At 74.5% G+C, this 14383-nt stretch carries 13 protein-coding genes; 9 read left to right on the plus strand and 4 right to left on the minus strand.

The genetic code is table 11. The annotated features are described in order from the left end of the window. Positions 1-482: 482 nt before the first annotated feature. A complete protein-coding gene (gene paaK, locus ACY1JF_RS12285) occupies positions 483-1829 on the minus strand; it encodes a phenylacetate--CoA ligase PaaK (protein ID WP_462705080.1) in 1347 nt (448 codons plus the stop codon). A gap of 306 nt (positions 1830-2135) precedes the next feature. On the opposite strand from paaK, the gene paaA reads away from it, so the two are divergent. From paaA to paaE, 5 genes are read left to right on the plus strand one after another with little or no spacing between them, the layout of a single operon-like run. Beyond that, positions 2136-3122, plus strand: coding sequence for a 1,2-phenylacetyl-CoA epoxidase subunit PaaA (paaA, locus tag ACY1JF_RS12290; protein WP_462705081.1), 987 nt, complete (start codon positions 2136-2138; stop codon positions 3120-3122). Then, positions 3119-3412, plus strand: a complete 294-nt coding sequence (gene paaB / locus ACY1JF_RS12295) for a 1,2-phenylacetyl-CoA epoxidase subunit PaaB (RefSeq protein WP_462705082.1) — start codon at positions 3119-3121, stop codon at positions 3410-3412. Before paaA ends, paaB begins: the two co-directional genes overlap by 4 nt. Positions 3413-3422: 10 nt before the next feature. After that, on the plus strand, positions 3423-4274 hold the full coding sequence (paaC, locus tag ACY1JF_RS12300) for a 1,2-phenylacetyl-CoA epoxidase subunit PaaC (protein WP_462705083.1): 852 nt from the start codon (positions 3423-3425) through the stop codon (positions 4272-4274). Next, positions 4268-4783, plus strand: a complete 516-nt coding sequence (paaD, locus tag ACY1JF_RS12305; RefSeq protein ID WP_462705084.1) for a 1,2-phenylacetyl-CoA epoxidase subunit PaaD — start codon at positions 4268-4270, stop codon at positions 4781-4783. Before paaC ends, paaD begins: the two co-directional genes overlap by 7 nt. Continuing rightward, the gene (paaE, locus tag ACY1JF_RS12310) at positions 4783-5901 is read left to right on the plus strand and encodes a 1,2-phenylacetyl-CoA epoxidase subunit PaaE (protein WP_462705085.1); all 1119 of its coding nucleotides are present in this window, start codon (positions 4783-4785) and stop codon (positions 5899-5901) included. The genes paaD and paaE overlap by 1 nt, the downstream gene beginning before the upstream one ends. 415 nt (positions 5902-6316) lie before the next feature. Here the strand turns inward: paaE and ACY1JF_RS12315 are convergent, their stop codons facing one another. After that, positions 6317-7009: a nucleoside/nucleotide kinase family protein gene (locus tag ACY1JF_RS12315; RefSeq protein WP_462705086.1), complete on the minus strand. Its 693-nt coding sequence runs from the start codon at positions 7007-7009 to the stop codon at positions 6317-6319. A 140-nt stretch (positions 7010-7149) separates the two neighbouring features. Between ACY1JF_RS12315 and ACY1JF_RS12320 the strand changes: the two genes are divergently transcribed. The 4 genes from ACY1JF_RS12320 (at position 7150) to ACY1JF_RS12335 (ending at position 12523) form a co-directional block, all read left to right on the plus strand. After that, positions 7150-7890 carry a beta-phosphoglucomutase family hydrolase gene (locus tag ACY1JF_RS12320; protein ID WP_462705087.1) on the plus strand — a complete coding sequence of 247 codons (741 nt, stop codon included), beginning with the start codon at positions 7150-7152 and terminating at the stop codon, positions 7888-7890. Continuing rightward, a complete protein-coding gene (locus ACY1JF_RS12325) occupies positions 7887-10241 on the plus strand; it encodes a glycoside hydrolase family 65 protein (protein WP_462705088.1) in 2355 nt (784 codons plus the stop codon). The genes ACY1JF_RS12320 and ACY1JF_RS12325 overlap by 4 nt, the downstream gene beginning before the upstream one ends. 116 nt (positions 10242-10357) lie before the next feature. Then, positions 10358-11872: a hypothetical protein gene (locus ACY1JF_RS12330; RefSeq protein WP_462705089.1), complete on the plus strand. Its 1515-nt coding sequence runs from the start codon at positions 10358-10360 to the stop codon at positions 11870-11872. Between the two features lie 180 nt (positions 11873-12052). Next, the gene (locus ACY1JF_RS12335) at positions 12053-12523 is read left to right on the plus strand and encodes a DUF5709 domain-containing protein (RefSeq protein WP_462705090.1); all 471 of its coding nucleotides are present in this window, start codon (positions 12053-12055) and stop codon (positions 12521-12523) included. 10 nt (positions 12524-12533) lie between these two features. Here ACY1JF_RS12335 and ACY1JF_RS12340 read toward each other — a convergent pair whose 3' ends face one another. Together ACY1JF_RS12340 and ACY1JF_RS12345 are read right to left on the minus strand one after the other, a co-directional pair. After that, positions 12534-12755 (minus strand): hypothetical protein, encoded by a 222-nt coding sequence (locus ACY1JF_RS12340; protein WP_462705091.1) that lies wholly within the window; start codon positions 12753-12755, stop codon positions 12534-12536. A gap of 101 nt (positions 12756-12856) precedes the next feature. Beyond that, a complete protein-coding gene (locus ACY1JF_RS12345) occupies positions 12857-14065 on the minus strand; it encodes a beta-1,3-glucanase family protein (RefSeq protein WP_462705092.1) in 1209 nt (402 codons plus the stop codon). Between the last annotated feature and the right edge of the window lie 318 nt (positions 14066-14383).

Here is a 14383-nt window from a genome sequence, read left to right on the forward strand (position 1 = left end):
GTGCTCTCCGGCGCGCGAACGGCGCCGCGTTCGCCCCGTGGCCTCACTCGGCTCGATGCGCCCTGGAAGCGCCCGGCCGCCCGCACCGCGCGACCCCCGCGCCGCCGCCCCGCACGAGATGGGGGAACTGTTCCGGGCAGCCGCCGGACCCGTCCGCGACCGCTGTCTCGAGCAGGCCCGTCGCGCCTGGCCCGCCGGCGTCCAGTGACGGATCGGCAACCGGGGCACCGGCCGCGTGCCCGGCCTCGGGCACGGCATCCGCGGCACCGTCGAGCGGGCACTGCGCGTACCGCGCTGCCCCGCCCCGGACGGCGTCGCACCCGCCGGTCCGCCGCGCGTCCCGCCCCGGGCGTCCGCCGGCCACTGGACCGGCGTACCCCGCCCGGCGGCCACGGCCCCCGGCGGCTGCCGTCCATCGCGTGGTGATGGAACGACCTCGTCCTGTGGGACGGCCGGGCAGGCGGCCGGCCGCGGGAAGCGGGTCACGGTCCGCGCCGGTCCGTGACCCGCCGGAGCTTGCCCAGGGAGCGCTCCAGGCTCTCCGGTTCCACGACGAGCACCTCCACGCTGATGCCGACGCCGTCCTTGACGCCCCGGGCGATGGCGCGGACCGCGTCGGCGCACTGCCGCGGGCCGGCCTCCGGCCGCGCCTCGACCCGGACGGTCATGTGGTCCGTGCGGCCGCGTCTGGTCAGCTGGATCTGGAAGTGCGGGGTCACGCCGGGTGTGCGCAGGACGACCTCCTCGATCTGGGTGGGGAAGACGTTGACCCCGCGCAGGATGATCATGTCGTCGCAGCGGCCGGTGATCTTCCCGATACGGCGGAAGGCCGGCCGGGCGGTGCCGGGCAGCAGCCTCGTCAGATCGCGGGTGCGGTAGCGGACGACCGGCAGGGCCTCCTTGGTGAGGGAGGTGAGGACGAGTTCACCGCTCTCGCCGTCGGGCAGGACCTCGGGGGAGAGCGGGTCGACGATCTCCGGGAGGAAGTGGTCCTCCCACACGTGCGGGCCGTCCTTGGTGTCCACGCACTCCTGGGCCACACCGGGGCCCATGACCTCGGAGAGGCCGTATATGTCCACGGCGTGGAGGTCCATGCGCTCCTCGATCTCGCGGCGCATCTCCTCCGTCCACGGCTCGGCACCGAAGATGCCCACCTCCAGCGAGGTCGAGCGCGGGTCGACGCCCTGTCTCTCGAACTCGTCGAGGAGGGTGAGCATGTACGACGGGGTGATCATGATGATCTCGGGCCGGAAGTCCCGGATGATCTGGACCTGACGGGCGGTCATGCCGCCGGAGGCGGGGATCACGGTGCAGCCGGCGCGTTCGGCGCCGTAGTGGGCGCCGAGGCCGCCGGTGAACAGGCCGTATCCGTAGGAGATGTGCACCTTGTGCCCGGGGCGGCCGCCGGCGGCACGGATCGAGCGGGCCACGACCTCCGCCCAGGTGGCGAGGTCCCGCTCGGTGTACCCGACCACCGTGGGGCGCCCGGTGGTGCCGCTGGAGGCGTGCACGCGGCGCACCTCGGACATGGGGACGGCGAACATGCCGAAGGGGTAGGTGTCCCGCAGGTCGGCCTTGGTGGTGAAGGGGAACCGGGCCAGGTCCGCCGGCGTCCGGCAGTCGTCCGGGGTGACCCCGGCCTGGTCGAACTTCCTGCGGTACAGCTCGACGTGGTCGTAGGCGTGCCGCAGCGTCCGGCGCAGCCGGCGCAGCTGGAGGGCTTCCAGCTCCTCGCGCGGCAAGCGCTCGGCCCCGTCCAGCAGGTCCGCCGGAAGGGGCTCGCCGCGGCGGGGCCGGGGGCCCACCGGTCCGGTCGGTTCGCTGGTCATCGCGGCTCCTCCCATCACGTGTGCCGGACACCGCGGCCGCGGAACACCGCGGGCGCGGTCCCGCCGCATACGGCGCGCACGCCGGGGCCGCCGCCGCGCCCGGAGCGGGTGATCCCACGCATCGACCGAACATTCGGTCAGCACGGCACGGACCAGTAAGTCAAGTCGCGCCGGGGCCTGTCAAGAGGTGCGACCTCCTGCGGCGGCCGGCGCCGGCGGCTGATCCGCCCCTGCCACTTGCCGGACGGGGGGAGGGGTGCCTTATCATATACCGAACGAACGGTCGGTTGGGGTGGGGTGGTACGGATGTCGGAACAGCGGGCCGCCGCGTCGGCCGCGGGCACCGCGCTCGGCGAACCCGAGGAGCACTTCGAGGCGACGATCGCGCGGGACCAGCGGATCGAGCCGCGCGACTGGATGCCGGAGGGCTACCGCAGGACACTGATCCGGCAGGTGGCGCAGCACGCGCACTCCGAGATCATCGGTATGCAGCCGGAGGGCGAGTGGATCACCCGCGCCCCGTCGCTGCGCCGCAAGGCCATCCTGTTCGCCAAGGTCCAGGACGAGGCCGGCCACGGCCTGTACCTGTACGCGGCGGCCGAGACCCTCGGAGTCGACCGCGCGGACCTGACCGAGCGGCTGATCGAGGGCCGGCAGAAGTACTCGTCGATCTTCAACTACCCGACGCCGACCTTCGCGGACGTCGGCGTGATCGGCTGGTTCGTGGACGGCGCGGCGATCTGCAACCAGGTCCCGCTGTGCCGCTCCTCCTACGGGCCGTACGCCCGCGCGATGGTGCGGATCTGCAAGGAGGAGTCCTTCCACCAGCGGCAGGGCTACGAGCTGCTGATGACGATGATGCGGGGCACCGACGCCCAGCGGGAGATGGTGCAGGACGCGGTGGACCGCTGGTGGTGGCCGTCGCTGATGATGTTCGGCCCGCCCGACGACGCCTCGCCCAACTCGGCGCGGTCCATGGCCTGGAAGATCAAGCGCCACAGCAACGACGAGCTGCGCCAGCGCTTCGTCGACATGACCGTCCCCCAGGCCCGGAAGCTCGGCGTCACCCTGCCCGACCCCGAGCTGCGCTGGAACGAGGAGCGGGGGCACCACGACTTCGGCACCCCCGACTGGGACGAACTGGCCCGGGTCATCAAGGGCGACGGCCCGTGCAACGCCGGACGGATCGAACGGCGCCGCACGGCGCACGAGGAGGGCGCCTGGGTGCGCGAGGCGGCGCTGGCCCACGCCGCCAAGCAGGCGGCCCGCGCGCGGCGGGGGGCGGCGGCATGACCGGCCAGAGGCGGGAGTGGCCGCTGTACGAGGTCTTCGTCCGGGGCAAGCGCGGCCTCAACCACGTCCACGTCGGCTCGCTGCACGCCGCCGACGACCGGATGGCCCTCACCCACGCCCGGGACCTGTACACCCGGCGCAACGAGGGCGTCAGCATCTGGGTGGTGCGCAGCGAGCACATCACCGCCTCCACGCGCGACGAGAAGGACTCCTTCTTCGACCCGAGCGGGGACAAGGTCTACCGGCACCCCACCTTCTACGACATCCCCGACGACGTTCCCCACATCTAGGAGCGAGGGCATGAGCGACGACCACGTCTACATGTCCCTGGCCGAGGGACACGAGGACGACACCCGGTGGGCGTACGGCACCGGCTTCCAGGACCCGCTGCACGGCGTGGACACCACCGTCCCGGCCGGTGTCGACCGGGACGGACTCGCCGCGTGCTGCCTGGCCCTGGGGGACGACGCCCTGGTGAGTGCCCAGCGCCTGGCGCAGTGGACCACCCGCGCCCCCGAGCTGGAGGAGGAGGTGGCCCTCGCCAACATCGGCCTCGACCTGCTCGGCCAGGCCCGCCTGCTGTACGCCCGCTGCGGCCAGGCCGACGGCACCGGCCGCGGCGAGGACGCCTACGCCTACTTCCGTGACCCGGGCGACTTCCGCAACGTGACGCTGGCCGAACTGCCCAACGGCGACTTCGCGTTCTCGACGGCCCGGCTGCTGGTGCTCTCCAGCTGGCGGCTCGCGCACTTCGAGCGGCTGTCCGCGTCACCCGATCCGGTGCTGGCCGCCGTCGCAGCCAAGGGGGTGAAGGAGCTGACGTACCACCGGCAGTACGCGGCCGAGTGGGTGATCCGGCTCGGCGACGGCACCGAGGAGTCGCACCGCCGCATGCGGACCGGACTCCAGCAGGTGGTCCCGTACCTGGGTGAACTCCTCGACGCCCACGACGCCCACGACGCCCGGGACCAGGTCCTCGCCGTCCTCGGGCAGGTCACCGACGCGGCGGGCCTCGACCTGCCGGACGTGCCGCAGGGCGTGCCGCCGGACGCCGAGGGGCCCGGTCGCCGGGGCCGGCACACCGCGCACCTGGCCCCGCTGCTGGCCGAGTTGCAGTCCGTGGCCCGCGCCGACCCGGAGGCGACGTGGTGACCGCCCCCGCCCCGGCGCGGCGCGCCCGGCACATCGCCGGGCAGGTGCCGGACCCCGAGCTGCCCATGCTCACCCTCGCCGACCTCGGAGTACTGCGCGCGGTGCAGGTCGCCGACGACGGCACGGTCGTCGCGAGCCTCACCCCGACCTACTCCGGCTGCCCGGCCGTGGCCGAGATGCGCGCGGGCGTGGCCGCCCGGCTGCGGGAGGCCGGCTTCGACCGCGTGGAGGTCCGCACGGTCCTCGACCCGCCGTGGACCACCGACTGGATCACCCCCGAGGGACGGCGCAAGCTCGCCGAGAACGGCATCGCACCGCCGGGCCCGGCACCGCGCCACCCGCCTGGACCCGTGCCGCTCACACTGGCGCCGACGCGGCACCGGGTGACGTGCCCGCGCTGCGGTCGTGCGGACACCGAGGAGAGTTCACGGTTCGGTGCCACCCCGTGCAAGGCGCTGTGGCGCTGCCGTGCCTGCCGCGAGCCGTTCGAGTACGTCAAGGAGATCTGATGGCGGACCTGCCGGCCCCGGTCGGCGCGAGCCCCGCGCCCGGACACCGCACGCGTCGCCGCCCGGCCTTCCACGCCCTGCGGGTGGCGGCCGTACGGCGGCTGTGCGAGGACGCGGCCGAGGTGAGCTTCGACGTCCCCGGTGAACTGGCGGAGGAGTTCGCCTTCGCGCCCGGTCAGTCGCTCACCCTGCGCCGCGGGATCGACGGACGGGACGAGCGGCGCTCGTACTCGATCTGCTCCGCGGTGGGCGACCGGCCCCGCATCGGGGTCCGGACGGTGCCCGGTGGGCTGTTCTCCTCCTGGCTGGTGCGGGAGGTCCGGCCGGGCGACGTCGTGGAGGTGATGACCCCGACCGGAACCTTCACGCCGGACCTGTCCGTCCCCGGCCACCACGTCCTGATCGCGGCCGGCTCGGGCATCACGCCGATGCTCTCCATCGCCGAGTCCGTCCTCGCCGCCGACGGCCGCTCCCGCGTCACCCTCTTCTACGGCAACCGCCGCACCGACTCGGTGATGTTCGCCGACGAACTGGCCGACCTGAAGGACCTCCACCCGGACCGCTTCCAGCTCGCGCACGTGCTGTCGCGTGAGCCCCGCGAGGCGGAACTGCTCTCCGGACGGCTGGACGCCGGCCGGCTGGCCGCGCTCGTCGACGGGCTGGTCGACGTGGCCGGGGCCGACCACTGGTGGCTGTGCGGTCCGCCCGGCATGGTCCGCGACGCGCGGACGGTGCTGGCCGGGCTCGGAGTCCGCGACGACCGGGTGCACCAGGAACTGTTCTTCTCCGGTGAGGAGCCCGTCGCACCCGTGCGCCGGGAGGAGCGGCGGCCCGACGGACCGGTCAGCCAGGTCACCGTCGTCTTGGACGGCCGCTCCACCACGTCCCCGCTCTCCCGCGAGGAGCCGCTGCTCGACTCGGCGTCGCGGGTCCGGTCCGATCTGCCGTTCGCCTGCAAGGGCGGCGTCTGCGGCACCTGCCGGGCCCTCGTCACCGACGGCGAGGCCGACATGCGCCGCAACTACGCCCTCGAACCGGCGGAGGTGGCCGAGGGGTACGTGCTGACCTGCCAGACGTTCCCGGTCTCCGACACCGTGACCGTCGACTTCGACAGCTGAGGGGGGGCGGCGGAGCGCGGTGGGGACTCGCCGGCTTGGAGCGGGGGCGCGGGGCCGGGTGGGGTGGCCGGTATGGGGTGGGCGTGCGGGGCCGGCTGGATTGGCCGGTATGGGGGGAGGGCGTGCGAGGTCGGTGAGGCCGGGCGGTCCCGGGGCGCGCGGGGACCGGCCGGGGCCGGACGCGCGGGGACCGGCCGGGCCGCTCCGTCCCGGACCGGGCGCGTGAACCAGGTGGGCCGCTCCGCTCCGGGGCACCGCGCCGGGCCCGGCCGGTCACTGGGTCCCGGGGCACCCTGCCGGGCCCGGCCGGACTCGTCCGCCCGGTTCAGCGGCGCCGGGACCGGCCGGTGCCGGGCCGGCCCGCACCGGGGCCCGCCCCCGCCGGACGCGCTTCGGCCGCCTCGGCCGGAGCCGGTCAGCCGGAGGCCGTACCGGCTCCCGCCGGAGCACCCGGTGCCGGCACCGCCCCCGGTATCACCAGGTCGGCCCGGCTCCGGGTGGTGGCGACCAGCGCGGCGTTGGGTTCGTCGGTGCGCCGTACCCAGGCCGCCGCCTCCTCGGGCGACTTGCCGAACCGCTCGTGCCGGGCGGTCAGCCGGCGTACCCGTTCCCCGTCGTCGATCTCGCAGAACCAGACCTCGTCCAGGGCCTGCCGGACCCGGCCCCAGGCGCCGCTGTCCAGCAGCAGGTAGTTCCCCTCCGTCACCACGAGGCGGGCCGTCGGCTCCACCGGCACGGCCCCGGCGATCGGCTGCTCCAGCACCCGTTCGAAGCCCGGCGCGTAGACGACCTCGCCGCCGCCGTCGGGGCCGTCCTCGCGCAGGCGCCGCAGCAGCGCCGCGTACCCGGCCGCGTCGAAGGTGTCCGGCGCTCCCTTGCGGTCCCGGCGGCCCAGCCGGTCCAGTTCGGCGTCGGCGAGGTGGAAGCCGTCCATCGGCACGTGCGCGGCCCACGCCGCCCCCGCGTCCCGGTTCAGCTCCCGCACCAGGCGTTCGGCGAGCGTCGTCTTGCCCGCCCCGGGGCCGCCGGCGATGCCGAGCACCGCGCGCCGCCCGTCCGCCGGGAGGGCACGGGCACGGGCCAGGAGGTCGTCGAAAGTCAGCGCCACACCCGAAAGTGTGCCACCGCCGAAAAAGCGCCACCGCCGGGACCGTGCCACCGCCGGACAGGGTCCCGGGCCCGCCGCCGTCCGGGGCTGTGTCGCGGACCACTCGATGGGGGACGCCCGGGCGGGGAACTGTCACGGGTATGACCACGCAGCTCGGCCTTCCCGAAACCGTCCAGGCATGCCTCTTCGACCTCGACGGGGTCGTGACCAAGACGGCGGTGGTGCACGCCGCAGCCTGGAAGGAGACGTTCGACTCGTTCCTGCGCGAACGCGACGGCGCGGACTTCCGGCCCTTCACCGACTCCGACTACGGCGAGTACGTCGACGGCCGCCCCCGCGCCGACGGCGTGCGCACCTTCCTCGCCTCCCGCTCCATCGAGCTGCCCGAGGGCGACCCCGACGACCCACCGGACCGGCAGACGGTCAACGGCCTCGGCAACCGCAAGAACGAGCTGCTCCTGAAGAAGATCCGCATCGACGGCGTGCAGGCCTACGACGGCACCCTGCGCTACATCGAGGCGGTGCGCGCCGCCGGCCTGCGCACCGCCATCGTGTCGTCCAGCGCCAACACCGTGGACGTGCTGCGCTCCATCGGCGCCGAGCACCTCTTCGACGTCCGGATCGACGGCGTCGTGGCCCGGGCACGCCGGCTGCCGGGCAAACCGCGTCCCGACACCTTCCTCGCCGCCGCCCGCGACCTCGGCGTCGACCCCTCCCGCGCCGCGGTCTTCGAGGACGCCCTGGCCGGCATGGACGCCGGCCGCTCCGGACACTTCGGCTACGTCGTCGGCGTCGACCGCGTCGGCCAGAGGGACGCCCTCTACGCGCACGGCGCCGACCGTGTGGTCGAGGACCTCGCCGCCCTCGGGAGCGGCGAGTGATCACCGACCGCGCCTACGCCGTCGACCCCTGGTCGGTGCGCGAGACCGAGCTGAACCTCGACCTCCTCGCCCAGAGCGAGTCCGTCTTCGCGCTGTCCAACGGCCACGTCGGCTGGCGCGGCAACCTCGACGAGGGCGAACCGCACGGCCTGCCCGGCACCTACCTCAACGGCGTCCACGAACTCCACCCGCTGCCCTACGCCGAGGCCGGCTACGGCTACCCCGAGTCCGGCCAGACCGTCATCGACGTCACCAACGGCAAGCTGCTGCGCCTGCTCGTCGACGACGAGCCCTTCGACCTGCGCTACGGACGCCTGGTCACCCACGAACGCACCCTCGACCTGCGCCGGGGCCTTCTGGAGCGGGTCTGCGAGTGGACCTCCCCGGCCGGCTCCACCGTACGGGTGCGCTCCACCCGGCTGGTCTCCCTGACCCAGCGGGCCATCGCCGCCGTCGACTACGAGGTCGAGGCCGTCGACGGCCGCATCCGGGTGGTCATCCAGTCGGAGCTGGTCGCCAACGAGAGCCTGCCCGGCTTCAACGGCGACCCGCGCGCCAGCAAGGCCCTCACGTCCCCGCTGGAACCGGAGGAGCACCACGCCCTCGGCCCCCGGCTGCGCCTGGTCCACCGCACCCGGCGCAGCGGCCTGCGGGTCGCGGTGGCCGCCGACCACCAGGTGGACGGCCCCGGATCCACCACGACCGGCAGCGAGTCCAGCGACGACGTGGCCCGGCTGACCGTCACCTCCGTACTGGAGCCGGGGGAGCGGCTGCGGGTGCGCAAGACCGTCGCCCACGGCTGGTCGGGCGCCCGCTCCCGGCCCGCGATGAGCGACCAGGTCGAGGCCGCGCTGGCCGCCGCCGCGCGCGGCGGCTGGGACGGCCTGGTGGCGGAGCAGAAGTCCTACCTCGACGACTTCTGGGCCCGCGCCGACGTCGAGGTGCACGGTGACGAGGAGATCCAGCAGGCCGTGCGCTTCGGCCTCTTCCACGTCCTGCAGGCGGGCGCCCGCGCCGAGCGGCGCGCCATCCCCGCCAAAGGCCTGACCGGCTCCGGCTACGACGGCCACGCCTTCTGGGACACCGAGATGTTCGTGCTCCCGGTCCTCACCTACACCGAGCCCAGGGCCGTCGCCGAGGCGCTGCGCTGGCGCCAGGACACCCTGCCCGCCGCCCGCGACCGCGCCGCCCAGCTCGGCCTGCGCGGCGCCGCCTTCCCCTGGCGGACCATCGACGGCTCCGAGGGCTCCGCGTACTGGCCGGCCGGCACCGCCGCCTTCCACGTGGGCGCCGACATCGCGCACGCCGCCGTCCGGTACGTGGCGGCCACCGGCGACACGGACTTCGAACGCGACACCGGCCTGGAACTGCTGGTGGAGACGGCCCGCCTGTGGCGCTCGCTGGGCCACCACGACCACCACGGCGTCTTCCACATCGACGGCGTCACCGGACCGGACGAGTACAGCGCGGTCGCCGACGACAACCTGTACACGAACCTCATGGCCCGCTCCAACCTGCTGGCCGCCGCCGAGGTCTGCGAGCGGTACCCGGACGAGGCGGCCCGGCACGGCGTGGACGACGAGGAGAGCGCCACCTGGCGGGAGGCCGCCGAGTCCGTGCACGTCCCGTACAACGCCGAACTCGGCGTCCACGAGCAGCACGCGGGCTTCACCCACCACCAGCGCTGGGACTTCGCCCGCACCGGCGCCGACCAGTACCCCCTGATGCTGCACTTCCCCTACTTCGACCTCTACCGCAAGCAGGTCGTCAAACAGGCCGACCTGGTGCTGGCGATGTACACCTGCGGCCGCTGGTTCGACGCGCACTGCGACGAGGAGCAGATCGCCCGCAACTTCGCCTACTACGAGCCGCTCACCGTCCGCGACTCCTCCCTCTCCGCCTGCTGCCAGGCCGTCGTCGCCGCCCAGACGGGCCACCTGCGCCTCGCCTACGACTACGCGGCGGAGGCGGCCCTGATGGACCTGGCCGACCTGGAGCACAACACCCGCGACGGACTGCACATCGCCTCCCTCGCCGGTACCTGGATGACACTGGTCGCCGGGTTCGGCGGCACCCGCCGCGACGGCGACGTGCTCCGCTTCTCCCCGCGGCTGCCCGAGAAGTTCAGCCGGCTGGCCTTCCGGCTCCAGTTCCGGGGCCGGTGCCTGCGTGTCGAGATCGACGGCGGGCGGGCGACGTACACCCTGCTGTCCGGGCCGCCCATGCGGGTCGGCCACCACGGCACCGAGTTCACCGTGAACGGGGACGGCCCCGTCGTCCGCGCCGTCCCCGCGCTCATCCCGCGCCCCGAGCCCGAACAGCCGCCGCACCGCCGGCCGAACGCCCGCTGAGGAACTCCGCCGACCGGCCGTATCCCCGTCTGCGGGCCCGCGCGCCCCGGGTTAACGTGAACGCGTCCACCCGGGGTTCGCCCGGGGTTCTCCGTACGTGCGGCTGAGGGGTGCACATGGCCGACAGCGCGCACGCCGTCCTGACCGGTGGGCGGCGAGACGGGGAGGCGACCGGGTCCGGCGCCCCCGGACGCCTCCCCGCCACCCGCCTGTTCGCCGCCGTCGCCTGCGTCTTCACCCTCGCCCAGCTCCTCCTCGTCCGCCCCGGCCTGGGCCTGGGCTGGGACGAGACCGTCTACGTCAGCCAGGTCACCGGCCACACCCCCGCCGCGTTCTTCAGCGCCCCCCGCTCCCGCGGCCCCTCCCTGCTGGCCGCCCCGGTCGCCTCCTGGTCCTCCTCCACGGAACTGCTCCGCGTCCACCTCGCCCTCCTCTCCGGCCTCGGCCTCTTCCTCGCCCTGCGCGCCTGGCGCGGCCTGTTCCCGGCCGGAGTCCTCGCCGCGGCCGGCGCCCTCTTCGCCACCCTGTGGGTGACCCTCTTCTACGGCCCCCAGGCCATGCCCAACTACTGGGTCGCCGTCGGCGCCCTGATCTGCGCCGGTTCCTTCCTGCGGGCCCGCGCCGACCGCTCGGCGCGGGCCGCGCTGTGGGGCGTGGCGGCCGGCGCCGCGCTGATGGCCTGGATGCGCCCGGCCGACGCCGTCTGCACCGCCGTCCCGCTCCTGGCCGTCGCCCTGTGGCGCCGCCACGTCCGGCTGCTGGTCGCCCTGGCGGGCGGTCTCGCGGCCGGGGGAGCGGAATGGGTGGTCGAGGCGTACGCCTGGTACGGCGGCCTCGGGGAGCGGCTGCGCGAGGCGTCCCGCATCCAGGGCGGCCTCGGCTGGCAGATCGCCGTCGACGACCAGCTCCGCAGCCTGGGCGGACGCGCCCTGTGCCGCCCGTGCACCGGACCGTTCCCGCACCCCGCGGTGACCCTGTGGTGGTTCGCCCTGCCCCTGCTCGCCGCCCTGGCCCTGGTGATCGCCGTACAGGCCGGACGCACCGCCCGCACCCTGCTGCCGCTCGCCTGCGCCCAGGCCGCCGCCCTGCCCTACCTGCTCATGATCGGGTACGCGGCGCCCCGCTTCCTCCAGCCCGCCTACGCCCTGCTCGCCGTCCCGGTCGCCGACGCCCTGCGGCACCTGGCGCGCACCCCCGGCGGCCGGTGGCGCCCGGTCGCGGCGCCCCTGGTGGCGCTCGCGCTGGCCGGACACCTGGCGGTCCAGTACGCCGTACTGGACCGCACCGTCGACCGCACCACCCGCGCCCGCCAGGACTGGGCCCGCGCGGCAGACGCGCTGCACCGCCTCGGCGTGCGCCCGCCCTGCCTGCTCACCGGGCACGAGGCCATCCCCCTCGGCTACTACACCGGCTGCTCCTCCGGGAACACCGCCGGTCACAACGAGAACACCACCCCCGCCGAGATCGAGCGCACCGCCCGGCGCGTCCCGGCCGCCGCGGTCACCGCCCCCGGCGCCGCGGTGCCCGGCTACGCCCGCTCCTGGACCCCGCACCGGATCGGCGACCTGCGCGTCCTCGTCGCCCCGCGGCCGGGTACGAGCGGCTCTCCGAGGCCGGGACGCGGGAGCTGAGCCGCGAGACGGCAAAGCAGCGCGCCCGCCGTCCGGTCGGACCGCCCGCCGCCTTCTGACGGCCGCCCGCCGGCGCCTCGCCCCCTCGGCATCCGCCGAGGTTAAAGATCGCGTGACGGGAAACGCGAAAGCAGACCGAGACGCCCCAGGCGACGCAGCGCGAGCGAGAGGGAGGCAGCGATGGGCACGGACCCGATGGCCGACGATGTCTACCAGCCCACCGGAAGCAACGAGGAGCAGGAGGACGCCGCGCCGCTGGACATGCAGGACGCCCTCGACGAGCGCACCTACGACGACGCCCTCGACGAGGGCTACTCCCCGCCGGAGAAGCCCCTCGGTGTCGACAAGGTGGGTACCACCGCCGCCGAGCAGCGCGACGGCGAGACCCTGGACCAACGGCTCGCCCAGGAGGTGCCCGACGTCTCCCCGCCCGCCGGTGACGGCATCGGGGACAGCCCCGAGGGCGAGGGCGAGCCGGTCGACCCGGAGGCGGGCACGGCCCGCTCCGGGCGCCTGGTCGCCCCCGACGAGGGCGTCCGCACCGACACCACCAGGGAGACCGTCGCCGAGGACGTCGGCATCGACGGCGGCGCGGCCGGTGCGGAGGAGGCCGCCGTACACGTCGTCGAGGACGACACGGACCTTCCCTAGCGGCCGGCTGTCAGGGCAGCAGCTTGTCCAGGGCCGCCGGGCCCTCGGAGGCCAGCTTGCGGCGGGCCCATTCCAGATTGCCTTCGGTCAGGTCCCGGCCGGCCGCGAGGACCACGTCCTCGGGGGACACGTCGGTGCCGGTACGGGCGTGGAGCAGACCGTCCGGGGTGACGCGGTCCTCGTCCGCGCCCGCCCCGGACGGCCGGGAAGCGTCGGGCTGTGGTGTCGACATGATCGGTACGCTCCTCGGGGTCCGGATCGCTGGTTCGGTCCCGGTGTCCCGGTCCCGAATATCCCGATATCACCGTAACGTCCCCGAGGGGCCGGGGCGCCCTAGAAGGCCGTGAGCGTCAGCCGGATACCGGTGGGCGCGGTGTCCTGGATGTAGGAGGCGAAGTCGGCGACGTCGTCGAAGGCGAAGCCGTACGCCTTGCCGTCCTCGGTGGCCGCGTGCATCGCCTTGGCGTAGTGGTTGGTGAGCGCGGTGCCGTAGAACGCGGCGGGGTCGGTGGCCGGCTGGGCGGGCGACGACAGCAGCGTGGAGCGGTTGAAGCCGGCGCCGAGGACCGCCGCGACCGGACCGGTGGTGCCGTCGTTCGGCGCGGCCAGCGCGCCGTCGCAGAACAGCACGTCCCGGGTGGACGGCTTGGCGAAGGAGACCTCGGCGGGCCCGCTGAAGGTGAACCGCTCCCCGCGCACCCGGCCGGTGAAGGTCCCCGCGTCGGTGGTGACGGTGAGGTCCTTGCCGGTGTAGGTGCTCCACACCTCGTCGATGTACGGGGCGAAGTAGTCCTTCGCGAACAGCCCGGCGTCCAGCCCGTGCCCGGGGGCGATGATCCGGGTGTCGTCGATGACCAGCGGCGCGAACTCCTCCACCTGCCGGACCGCCGCGAACGCCGCCGCCCGGCCGCCGGCCTTCACGGTGCCCGTCGTCTGGTCCTTCGCGCCGGTCAGCCGGATGGCCATCGGCACGCTGAACATGTCGACCATCGTGGTGTTGCAGAACATGCCGGAGGCGTTGTACGTGAACTCCGCGCAGTCGTGCAGCACCCCGTAGTTGGGGTCGGACGACACCCAGCCGGCCGGGTACTGGAGCGCGGCGTTCCCCGCGCCGTCCGTGACCGCCTTGAACTTCAGCTTCTCGCCGAGCGCCACGTAGATCCGGCCGGACATGTACGGCAGGGAGAGCCGCGTCTCGCCGCCGCCGGACAGGGTGATGCCGTAGTCGGTGTAACCGTCGGCGCCGTTGTCGGACAGGGCGACCGGCGCCAGGGTCCCGTCCGGGGTGAGCCGCACCTGCTTGCCGTCCACGTTGCCCACGACGTAGAGGTGGACGTCGCCGTCGCCGAAGGAGCCGGTCTCGTTGACGACCGTCAGCGGCAGCGCGCCCGCCGCCCCGCTCCCGGCCTGAGCCGCGTTCGAGCTGTTGTCGGCGAGGGCGTGCGGGGCGATGGCGGCGATGGCGGGGGCGGCCACCGCCGCTCCGCCGAGGGCGAGGAGCAGCTTGCGGCGGCCGAGCGGACGCTGGTGACGAGCGGTCATGTGGGAGGCCTCCCGAGGGCTTGCGTGGTGCGGCGCGTGAGAGCGCTCTCAGATCGGGCCCGATGCTACGCAGCCGACAGGGAGCGGCCAACGGCCGACGGGTGCGTCAAATGGGTTGATCGCGTGCGGAGTCACGGATATCGGAAGCGTCGAGGGGGCCCCTTAACCGGCGTTTAAGGGCCGCTTAATCCGCCTCGGCGCGGGCGGCGGCCCGCCGCGGCGCCCAGGCGGCGGCGCCGGGCGCGCTCCCCCGGCTCCCCGCGGCACCGGCCCTTGTCGGCGGGACGCGGGCGGGGGCCGGACAGCCGGCCGCGCCGG

It is taken from the genome of Streptomyces sp. SYSU D01066-1, from assembly GCF_054956795.1.

Coding starts and splice junctions, on each gene's coding strand:
- paaK (WP_462705080.1), bottom strand. CDS start 1,829: ATGACCAGCGAACCGACCGGACCGGTGGGCCCCCGGCCCCGCCGCGGC.
- paaA (WP_462705081.1), top strand. CDS start 2,136: ATGTCGGAACAGCGGGCCGCCGCGTCGGCCGCGGGCACCGCGCTCGGC.
- paaB (WP_462705082.1), top strand. CDS start 3,119: ATGACCGGCCAGAGGCGGGAGTGGCCGCTGTACGAGGTCTTCGTCCGG.
- paaC (WP_462705083.1), top strand. CDS start 3,423: ATGAGCGACGACCACGTCTACATGTCCCTGGCCGAGGGACACGAGGAC.
- paaE (WP_462705085.1), top strand. CDS start 4,783: ATGGCGGACCTGCCGGCCCCGGTCGGCGCGAGCCCCGCGCCCGGACAC.
- ACY1JF_RS12320 (WP_462705087.1), top strand. CDS start 7,150: ATGACCACGCAGCTCGGCCTTCCCGAAACCGTCCAGGCATGCCTCTTC.
- ACY1JF_RS12330 (WP_462705089.1), top strand. CDS start 10,358: ATGGCCGACAGCGCGCACGCCGTCCTGACCGGTGGGCGGCGAGACGGG.
- ACY1JF_RS12335 (WP_462705090.1), top strand. CDS start 12,053: ATGGGCACGGACCCGATGGCCGACGATGTCTACCAGCCCACCGGAAGC.
- ACY1JF_RS12340 (WP_462705091.1), bottom strand. CDS start 12,755: ATGTCGACACCACAGCCCGACGCTTCCCGGCCGTCCGGGGCGGGCGCG.
- ACY1JF_RS12345 (WP_462705092.1), bottom strand. CDS start 14,065: ATGACCGCTCGTCACCAGCGTCCGCTCGGCCGCCGCAAGCTGCTCCTC.